The organism is Haloferax chudinovii, assembly GCF_042663345.1.
GTDB classification, from domain to species: Archaea; Halobacteriota; Halobacteria; order Halobacteriales; family Haloferacaceae; genus Haloferax; species Haloferax chudinovii.
On sequence record NZ_JBHTAB010000004.1, the window covers coordinates 86,479 to 95,846 of the forward strand.

The following is a 9,368-nucleotide window of genomic DNA, read 5'->3' on the forward strand; positions in this document are numbered from 1 at the left end:
CGAAAACCAACGGGTATGGAAACCACGTCCACGGAGGGACGCATCCTCGCGGTCTTGGAGGAAGACGCGAAAGCGTCGTACGCCCAGATTGCAGACCGGGCGGACGTGTCGAAGCCGACGGTCCGGAAGTACATTCGCAAACTCGAAGACGACGGCGTCATCATCGGCTACTCCGCCGACATCGACCCGAAGAAACTCGCCGGACAGTCTATCGCCATGGTCGGCATCGACGCGACGAGCGAGCGCTACGTCGAGGTCACGCGCATCCTCAAGGAACTCGACTCGGTGGAGGCGCTGTACACCTCCTCCGGCGACCACATGCTGATGGCCGAGGTCCGCGCCGTCGACGGCGACTCCCTCGGCGACGTCATCTCCGACGAGATTCTGTCTATCGACGGCATCACGGCCGCACACCCCTCGTTCCTGCAGGAGCGACTGAAGTAACGCGACCGACCGCGACCGACCGCGACCGACCGCGACCGACCGCGTTCCTCCGTGCCCGTTCAGTTTCGCCGCGCTATCTGAAGCTTCAGGTACGTCGCGCTCGTTCCCTCGACTATGGCGGAGGAGACGTTGCCGGGAACGACCGACGACGACGGCCCCGACAGCATCGTCCTCCACGTCGACATGGACTGTTTTTACGCCGCCTGCGAGCGCCTGCGCGAGCCCGAACTCGAAGGGAAGCCGGTGGTCGTCGGCATGGGCTACGAACCCGGCGAGGGCCACGGTGCGGTCGCCACGGCGAGCTACGAGGCCCGCGAGTTCGGCGTCGAGAGCGCCCAGCCGATTTCGACGGCGCTCGAACGCCTCCCGCGAATCGAGAGCCTCGGTCCCGACGACGACCCCGCGGCGGCGGGCCATTATCGAACCGTCGACCTCGAATTCTACAAGGGGGTCGCCGCCGACGTAAAGGCGATTCTCCACGACTGCGCCGACGTGGTCCGCGAGGTGAGCATCGATGAGGCCTACCTCGACGTGACAGACCGGACCGCGTGGGACCTCGCGGCCGCGGGCGACCGGACGCTGGCGGAGGGGTTCGCCCGCCACGTGAAACAGCGCATCGCCCGCGAGGTCGGCGTCGCGGCCTCCATCGGCGTCGCGCCGAACATGTCGACCGCGAAAATCGCTTCCGACTTCGACAAACCCGACGGACTGGTCGTCGTCCGCCCCGGCGAGGTGCGGTCGTTTCTCGCTCCCATCCCGGTCGAGGAAGTCCACGGTGTCGGGCCCGTGACGGCCCGGAAACTCGGGTCGCTCGGCATCGAGACGGCGGGCGACCTCGCCGACGCCGACGCCGCGGTCCTCGAAGCCGAGTTCGGCTCCCGCGGCCGCGAACTCCACGAGCGGGCGCGGGGCTACGACGACCGGACGGTCACGCCGACGGGCCGACCCAAGAGCCTCTCGCGGGAGTCGGCGTTCACCGACCCGACCGACGACATCGAGGACAAACGGGAGGTCGTCCGCGCGCTCGCGGCCGACGTGGCCGACCGCGCGCGCTCCCGCGGGGCGATGTACCGGACCATCGGCATCAAGGTGGTCGTCCCGCCGTTCGACATCAACACGCGGGCCACGTCTCTTTCCGGGCCCGTGGACGACCCCGGTCTCGTCGAGTCGGTCGCGCTCGACCTGCTCGACGCAGAGTTCGAAGAGACGACCGTCAGAAAGCTCGGCGTCCGCGTCTCGAAGCTCTCCTTCGCGGATGCCGACCAGTCGAGTCTCGACGGTTGGGAGTCGACCGGGTCCGGTGGGGTAGACGGCGAGGGCGACGACCGCGTCAGCGACGAAACCGAAGCGAGCGCCGACGACGACGGTGACGACGAGCCACCGAACACCGGCGGCGAGACCCCCTCGCGCGGCGGCCAGTCGTCGCTCGTCGAGTTCGACTGACTCCGCGGGACCGACGGGGCGAGGGGGAGGAACTATGGCCTCCGAGGGAGTCCACCAAATCGGATGACGGATTCGGACACGGAAACCATCTCGGTCGCCGAGATCAGCGACGGTCCAGGGGGAGAGGGAACCGAAGAGCCGGGGACGACGGTCGACCTGCCGGTGGTGGACATCCTCACCGGTCGGGGGTTCGTCACGGGCAAGTCAGGGTCGGGCAAGTCGAACACGGCGTCGGTCATCATCGAGAACCTGCTGTCGGCGAACTTCCCGGTGCTCATCGTCGACACTGACGGCGAGTACTACGGCCTCAAACAGGAGTTCGAACTGCTCCACGCCGGGGCCGACGACGAGTGCGACATTCAGGTGAGCCCCGAGCACGCGGAGCGACTCGCCACGCTCGCGCTCGAACAGAACGTCCCCATCATCCTCGACGTGTCCGGCTACCTCGACGACGCGGCCTCAGACGAACTGGTGACGGAGGTCGCCAAACACCTCTTTGCGAAGGAAAAGAAGCTCAAAAAGCCGTTTTTGATGCTCATCGAGGAGTGCCACGAGTACATTCCCGAGAAGGGCGGGATGGACGAGGCGGGCAAGATGCTCATCAAAATCGGAAAGCGCGGCCGCAAACACGGGCTCGGCGTCGTCGGCATCTCCCAGCGCCCCGCCGACGTGAAAAAGGACTTCATCACCCAGTGCGACTGGCTCGTCTGGCACCGCCTCACCTGGCGCAACGACACCAAGGTCGTCGGGCGTATCCTCGGGTCGGAGTACGCCGACGCCATCGAGGACATGGGCAACGGCGAGGGATTCCTCGTCACCGACTGGTCTGAGTCGATTCGGCGCGTGCAGTTCCACAAGAAACAGACGTTCGATGCGGGGGCGACCCCCGGCCTCGACGACTTCGAGCGCCCCGACCTGAAGTCCGTCGACGGCGACCTCGTGTCCGACCTCAAGGAGATATCCGACGAGAAGGCGAGACAGGAGAGCCGCATCGCCGACCTCAGACAGGAGCTAGACAAGAAAGACGCGCGGATTCGACAGCTCGAACGCGAGTTAGAGGAGGCGCAGGACCTCTCACGGATGGCCGACCAGTTCGCACAGGCGATGTTCCAGAAGGCCGAATCGCCCTACCGCGGCGGCGACGGCCGCAACCTCAATCGTCCCACGGAAAAGCAGGCCGCGCTCGGCGAGTACAACGAGCGTGCCGAGGGTGAGGCGGCAGACGCCGCGGCCGATGGCGACTCCGCAGGCGGCGACGGCGGGACCGGGAACGCGGACGACGTGCCGCCCCGACAGCCCCTCGAAGCGCCCTCCGGTCCGCCGTGGCCGACCCACGGACTGCTCTCCGAGCGCGACGAGGCGGCGGCCGACGGCGCAAGCACCGCCGACGCGGCGGCCGACCCGACCGACGACGAGTCGTGGCTGGCGGCCACCGAGATGGGCGACTTCGAGCCGGCGGAGCTCCATCCCGCGCCGGGCGCGGAGAGCCGCCGGGACGTCGTCGACCGCCTGACGGCCATCGTCGACGCGCTGGGGGACGCCCACCACGGGATGCTCGCGCACTACCGCGAGCGCGGCGTCTCCGACCCGCTCGCCGCCCACGTCGCCGCCGGCGAGACCGGCGACCAGCACCTCGCCTACGGCCGGAACCGGTCGCTTCGCCGGGCGGGGTTCATCCGGCACGCCGGCCGCGGGAAATACGAGTACGCGCTCCCCGACCTCGTGAGCGACGAGTACGCGGACCTCTTAGACGAGGACGAACTCCGGGAGACGGTCGCGGCTATCGAGGCGTCGTTCGTCGAAGAAGCGGCCGACGGCGAGTAGACGCGAGACGCGACGCGGGCCGTCGGCCGGAGTCAGAGCGGTTTTTCGACGCGCTTACAGCCCGGAGACGAGGTCTTCGAGCGCCGCGCGCGGGTCGTCGGCCTTGGCGACGCCGGAGGCGAGCAGGATGCCGGACGCGCCGAGTTCCTCGGCGGTCACCACGTCGTCGCCGGTCGAGATGCCAGCGCCGCAGTAGACCTCGACGTCGTCGTCGACGTTGGCCGCGGCGTCGACGGCGTCGGTGACGATGCCGGGGTCGGCGGTCGCGACGGAGACGTCGCCGCCGATGAGCTCCGGCGGCTCGACGGCGACCGAGTCGGGGCCGAGCGCGGAGACCGCGCCGATTTGGGCGGGGTTGTTGGCGCAGACGCAGGTTTCGAGGCCCGCTCGCTCGGCGGCCTGCACGGAGCCGTCGATGTCGGCGAGCTTCAGGCGCTTTTCGGAGTGGTTGATGAGCGTGCCGACCGCGCCGGCCTCGGCGACGGCCTCGGCGAGCGTACTGCCGGTGTGGCTCCCGTGGCCGTTCGGGTCGACGTGCTGGGCCCACGTCTCGACGCCGGTGTCGGCGACGCGGGAGATGTCGGCCGCCTGCGGGGAGACGGCGATGCGAACGCCGGAGGCTTCGGCCACGTCGCGCGCGGCGGTGGCGACTTCGATGGGGTCACACGGGTACGCCTTGAGGTTGACTAGGATGAACACAATCGAACTCGCGTCCGGCGAGACTAATAGATTGGTTTTCGGGAACGCGATTGCCGCGAGACGGCGTCTCGCGGGCGGAAAATCGTGATAAATGAGGTGGCACCGCGGGCGTGTACTCCCCGTGACGGGTCGTCGGCGTCGGTCGTCGGCGTCGGTCGCCGGGTCGAATCAGTCCTTTCGCTTGACGACGTCGCCGAGGGTGGTGGTCGTGGAGCCGCCGCCGGACCATTCGGAGTCGTCGTCGCTCTCGCCTTCGACGAGCGAGATGTCGAGCTTGCGCTCGATTTTCTCCCGGACAGAGTCCGGCGGCATGATGTCGCCGCGTTCGAGCTTGCGGATGAGGCTCGCCTTCTCGTTGAGCGACTGTGCGAGCTCTTCTTGGCTCAGCCCGCGTGACTCCCGCGCCTGTCGGATGCGGTCGTCGTAGTCGGTCGCGATTTCGTCCATATCGTCGAACATGTCGCGGCGGCGCGTCTTCGACGACGAGGAGGAAGACGACCCCGAGGAGCGAGAGGAGTTCGAGCCCGACGAGGAGGAGGAGGTGGAGTACTTCGTGCTCGCGCTGGAAGTCGACTCGGTGCGGACCTCCGTGCCGAACTCGGCGCAGTCGTCACACAGCTGTAGTTCTGCGCCTTCAACCTTCACAGTCTTCAGAGAGGCTTGGTCGGAGCCGCACATCTCGCACTGAGGCATACACTCACGTACCCGCCCGCCGCGTATAAAAGGCACGCCACCGGCCGCCGAACCGGCGCGACGGGGTCGCTACCGACTCCCGTCCGCCAGCGGAAGTGTCAGTCGGACGGTGCTCCATCCGTCGCGTCGGTCGTAGTCGACCCGGCCGCCCGCGGATTCGACGACCCACTTGACGACCCACAACCCCAGTCCGGAGCCGTGGCTGAGTTGCGTGATGTCCTCGTCGCCGAAGACGGCCGCCCACTCGATTTCGGGGATGCCGTCGCCGTCGTCGCTGAGGCGGAGCGTCGCGTCGTTCTCTCCCCAACTCGCTTCGATGCGGACTATCACGCCCTCGGGAGTGTGTTCGAGCGCGTTCTCCACGAGGTTGGCGAGCGCCTGCACGAGCTTCGGTCCGACGGAGACCGGGAGCGACGGCGGGAGGTCGAGGTCGAACGTCGCGGCGGGGAACCGAGTCCGCCGCGGCTCGACGACGGCGCGGACTGTCTCGGTCGCGTCGACCACCTCGTCGGGCCGCTGGTCGTCGAGGACCGCCGCGGCGGTCCGGGCCTTCTCGCTGACCCGCAGGAGCGTCTCGGTGTGCGCGGCGATTCGCGCGGCCGCGTGGTCGACGCGCGGGTCGGCCGTCGCCTCGCGTATCTCCTCGGCCATCCCGAGGACGACGTTCATCTCGTTTCTGAGGTTGTGCCGGAGGACGCGCTGGAGTACCTGCAGGTGCTCTCTGGCCCGGCGCTGGCTGGTGATGTCGGAGTAGATGGAAAACCCGTACTGCTTCCCGTCGCCGCGGCTGTAGGGGATGCCGCGGTAGAGGAACTCCCGTCTGCCCCACGCGGTCTGCCGGGTGACGATGGCGTGGTTGGCCTTCCCGTCGGCGGTCCGCTGGTCGAAGTCGACCGCCTCGTCGTCGGCGTCCGGCGGGACGATGAAGTCGTTGAGCGACTCGCCGCGCACCTCGGCGGCGTCGTAGCCGAAGACGGTTTCGAACCCCGGATTGACCGCCCGCACGACCGGCTCGATACCGACGATTTCGAGCTCGATGACCGCGTCGTCGATGAGGTCGAACAGGTGGTCGAAGCGGTCGCGCTCGGTGTGCAGTCGCGCGGTCGTCGGCCCGGAGGACTCGGGGCGCACCCCGCCGACCACCCGGTCCGCGTCGGGGCCGGGACCGTGGCGTTTGTCGCTCTCACCGCCGTCGTCCCCACCGCCATCGTCGCCCCCGGGATACGGGGTGAACTCGATTTCGACGTCGACTCCGACCTCTGTAGCTCGGGTCGCGGTCCCGCCGTTCTCCCCCGAGAGCCGACAGCGGCACCGGTGGCTCTCCCAGCCGGTCGCCCTTCGCACGGCGTCGAGCGTCCCGCGAACGTCCGACCAGTCCCCGTCGGAGACGAACTCAGAGAACGGTCGCCCGCGGAGCGCCGCGGCGTCCGCGCCGAGATGCGCCGCGAACTCGTCGCTCGCGTGGACCACGGTGCCCGCCGCGTCGAGGACGAACATCAGTCGACGAGCGTCGCGTACGGCGGTCGGTCCCGCGCTCGGAGCCGGTGGGTCGCCGTCGAGACGCCGTCGAGTGCCGCCTCGTACGACAGGCTGACCGCGCCGTCGCCGGAGACGTCGGCTCCGCCAGCGCGTCTCGGAACGTCTCCCGCATCGAGAGCGCCGTCGTCCGAGCGCGTCACGGCCGACCACCTCTCAGATTCAAAATTGAACATAACTGAAGTGAAAGACGGTATCGTCCCAGATTCTGGCGATGTATAGTGTAACCCAGACTCATTTGAAGATGGTAGCTGGTGATAATCTCAACTATATAAATCTGGTTTAGCGGGCAACATCCACACTCGGCGCTGGGGGATGCCTACTTGCTTGTGAGTGAACATAGAACTCAGAAAGGAATCGAAAGAGCGTGTAGACGCGACCGCTTCGGAGCCCTCGGGTTCGGCGGGTCGGTTCTGGCGGTCGAGTCGGGCGACGCCGGTCAGGTTAGGTCAGGACAGGACAGGTCAGGTTAGGTCAGGTCAGGTTAGGTCAGGACAGGACAGGTCAGGTTAGGTCAGGTCAGGTCAGGTCAGGTCGCCCCACGCGCCCCAGAACCGCTGGACTGCGGTGAGGTGTCCGACGACGGCGAAGAACACGAGGAGCCAGCCGACGAGCGTCAGCCCGCCGACGGCGTCGGGGGAGACGGCGGACGCGAGGCCGACGAGACCCATGAGCGCCAGCCGGTCGGCGCGTCCGACGAGGCCGCCGTAGGCGCGGCCGAGACCGACCGCCTGAATCTGCGTGCCGAGGTAGGACGTCATGAGGACGCCCGTGACGGCCGCGAGGCCCAGCGCGAACGAGTCGATGCCGGCGGCGAGACCGACGAGGACGACGATGTCGGCGTAGCGGTCGAGCACGTGGTCGAGCAGGTCGCCGGCCTTCGAGGAGACGCCCTGCTCGCGGGCGAGCGCGCCGTCGACGAGGTCGAGCCAGCCGTTACAGAAGACGAACACCGCGCCGAGACCGTACCAAAGCGGGTCGGCGAGGCCGAAGGCGACGCCGGCGGCGACGGCGAACCCGAACGCGACGACGCTCACGCCGTTCGGCGAGAGGCCGACGGCGTCGGCGACCGAGACGAACGGGGCGAGCAGTTTGTCGGCGGTGTCGCGGTACTGGTCGAGCGTCATAGGTAGTCGATGAAGTCGACGGTCCCCGCCGAGGGGTCGCGCTCGCCCGCGACGACCGCCGCGATGTCGTCGGCGACGGCGTCGGGGTCGCGCTCGGTGGTGTCGATTTCGTACACCGCGTCCTCGCCGTGGAACTCGACGGCCTCGCCAAGAATCACGTCCAGCGCCTCGGACTCGCGGTTCTCGCGCGCTTTGGCCTCCGACTCGCCGCGGTCGAGGAGGCGCTGTTCGAGGATATCGGGGCGACACCGAAGCACGACCACGCGGTCGGCTTCGAAGTGGTGTGCGAGGTGGCTCTCGACGACGCCGCCCCAGTCGCCGAGTTCGTCGCGGGCGGCGTCGAGGTCGACGACGAGCGTGTCGCGGTCCTCGTCGCGCTCGGTCCACAGCCCCTCGTCTTTCACGAGTCGGTTGAGGTGGACCACGTCGAGGTCGAGGCCGTCGGCGACGCGCTCTGTCGCCGTGGTCTTGCCGGTGCCGGGCGTGCCGGTGACGACGACTCTCACGCCGGCGGCACCTCCGAGACGATGCGGTTGAGCACGTCGACGGCGCGCTTGGTTTGGGCTTCGGTGCCGCAGGAGACGCGGATGCACTCCGGCAGACCGAAACTCCCGCAGTCACGGACGATGACGCCCTCGCGCTGGGCGGCCTCGGTGACGGCGGTCGCGTCGCCGACCTCGACGAGGACGAAGTTGCCCTCGCTTTCCCACGTCGGCGCGTCGAGCTGTTCGCGGAGGTACGCGCGGGACCACCGGGCCGACTCGACGGATTTCTCGACGTGTTCCTCGTCGTCGAGCGCGGCGAGCGCGGCGCGGCAGGCGAGCTCGCTGGCGGCGAACGGCGTGTTCACGCGGGCGTAGGCGTCGGCCCACGCCTCGGGGACGCAGGCGTAGCCGATGCGGAGGCCGGCCAGCCCGTAGGCCTTCGAGAACGTGCGGAGGGCCGCGATGTTGTCGTACTCCGACAGCAGGTCGATAGCCGACGGTTCCTCGGCGAACTCGCCGTAGGCCTCGTCGACGACGAGGAGCGTGTGCTCTTCGACGGACTCGGCGAGCTCGACGAGTTCGTCGCGGGGGAGCACGGAGCCGGTGGGGTTGTGCGGCGTCGTGAGGTAGACCATGCGTTCGCCGTCGTAGGCGTCGAGGACGAGGTCGGCGGTCTGTTCGAAGTCGTCGCCCTTCGACACCTCGTACTGGACGGCGTCGCCGTGGTGGTAGCGGGCGCTCATCGAGTAGTACGAAAAGCCGGGCGCGGGTTCGAGAACCCGGTCGTCGGGTTCGAGCATCGCGCGGGTCAGGTAGTCGATAGCGCCGTCTGCGCCGGGCGACACCCACACCTGTTCGGATTCGAGGCCCCACTTGTCGGCGAGGCGTTCGGTCAGGTCCGTGTGGGCGGTCTTCGGGTAGACGCTCACGGTCGGCGCGGCGTCCTCGATGGCGGCGACCGCCTTCGGGCTCGGGCCGTGGGGGTTCTCGTTCGAGGAGAGTTTCGTCAGGTCCTCGGGGTCCATCCCGAGTTCGCGGGCGACCTCCTCTGTCCCGCGGCCGGGTACGTAGGGAGCGTGCGCGGAGAGGTCCCGTGGTTGCATGGTCGGAAAATGCG

Annotated in this window: 10 protein-coding genes; 3 read left to right on the forward strand and 7 right to left on the reverse strand. The window is 68.5% G+C overall.

Annotation, left to right across the window (positions count from 1 at the left end):
* Positions 1-15: 15 nt before the first annotated feature.
* From lrpA1 to ACFQI8_RS09600, 3 genes are all read left to right on the forward strand, one after another.
* Complete coding sequence (gene lrpA1 / locus ACFQI8_RS09590; protein WP_390244199.1) at positions 16-444, forward strand: HTH-type transcriptional regulator LrpA1; 429 nt, start codon at positions 16-18, stop codon at positions 442-444.
* Between the two features lie 114 nt (positions 445-558).
* Positions 559-1,887 carry a DNA polymerase IV gene (dinB, locus tag ACFQI8_RS09595; protein ID WP_390244201.1) on the forward strand — a complete coding sequence of 443 codons (1,329 nt, stop codon included), beginning with the start codon at positions 559-561 and terminating at the stop codon, positions 1,885-1,887.
* A 63-nt stretch (positions 1,888-1,950) separates the two neighbouring features.
* Positions 1,951-3,711, forward strand: a complete 1,761-nt coding sequence (locus tag ACFQI8_RS09600) for a helicase HerA domain-containing protein (protein ID WP_390244203.1) — start codon at positions 1,951-1,953, stop codon at positions 3,709-3,711.
* A gap of 54 nt (positions 3,712-3,765) precedes the next feature.
* On the opposite strand, the gene tpiA is transcribed toward ACFQI8_RS09600, so the two are convergent.
* The 7 genes from tpiA to hisC form a co-directional block, all read right to left on the reverse strand.
* A complete protein-coding gene (tpiA, locus tag ACFQI8_RS09605; RefSeq protein WP_390244205.1) occupies positions 3,766-4,410 on the reverse strand; it encodes a triose-phosphate isomerase in 645 nt (214 codons plus the stop codon).
* Positions 4,411-4,578: 168 nt separating this feature from the next.
* Complete coding sequence (locus tag ACFQI8_RS09610) at positions 4,579-5,103, reverse strand: multiprotein bridging factor aMBF1 (RefSeq protein ID WP_390244207.1); 525 nt, start codon at positions 5,101-5,103, stop codon at positions 4,579-4,581.
* Between the two features lie 69 nt (positions 5,104-5,172).
* Positions 5,173-6,600 carry a sensor histidine kinase gene (locus ACFQI8_RS09615; RefSeq protein WP_390244209.1) on the reverse strand — a complete coding sequence of 476 codons (1,428 nt, stop codon included), beginning with the start codon at positions 6,598-6,600 and terminating at the stop codon, positions 5,173-5,175.
* A complete protein-coding gene (locus tag ACFQI8_RS09620) occupies positions 6,600-6,782 on the reverse strand; it encodes a hypothetical protein (RefSeq protein ID WP_390244211.1) in 183 nt (60 codons plus the stop codon). Before ACFQI8_RS09620 ends, ACFQI8_RS09615 begins: the two co-directional genes overlap by 1 nt.
* 381 nt (positions 6,783-7,163) lie before the next feature.
* The gene (locus ACFQI8_RS09625; RefSeq protein WP_390244213.1) at positions 7,164-7,766 is read right to left on the reverse strand and encodes a CDP-alcohol phosphatidyltransferase family protein; all 603 of its coding nucleotides are present in this window, start codon (positions 7,764-7,766) and stop codon (positions 7,164-7,166) included.
* Positions 7,763-8,272, reverse strand: a complete 510-nt coding sequence (locus ACFQI8_RS09630; protein ID WP_390244215.1) for an adenylate kinase family protein — start codon at positions 8,270-8,272, stop codon at positions 7,763-7,765. The genes ACFQI8_RS09625 and ACFQI8_RS09630 overlap by 4 nt, the downstream gene beginning before the upstream one ends.
* Positions 8,269-9,354: a histidinol-phosphate transaminase gene (gene hisC / locus ACFQI8_RS09635; protein ID WP_390244217.1), complete on the reverse strand. Its 1,086-nt coding sequence runs from the start codon at positions 9,352-9,354 to the stop codon at positions 8,269-8,271. The genes ACFQI8_RS09630 and hisC overlap by 4 nt, the downstream gene beginning before the upstream one ends.
* Positions 9,355-9,368 lie beyond the last annotated feature (14 nt).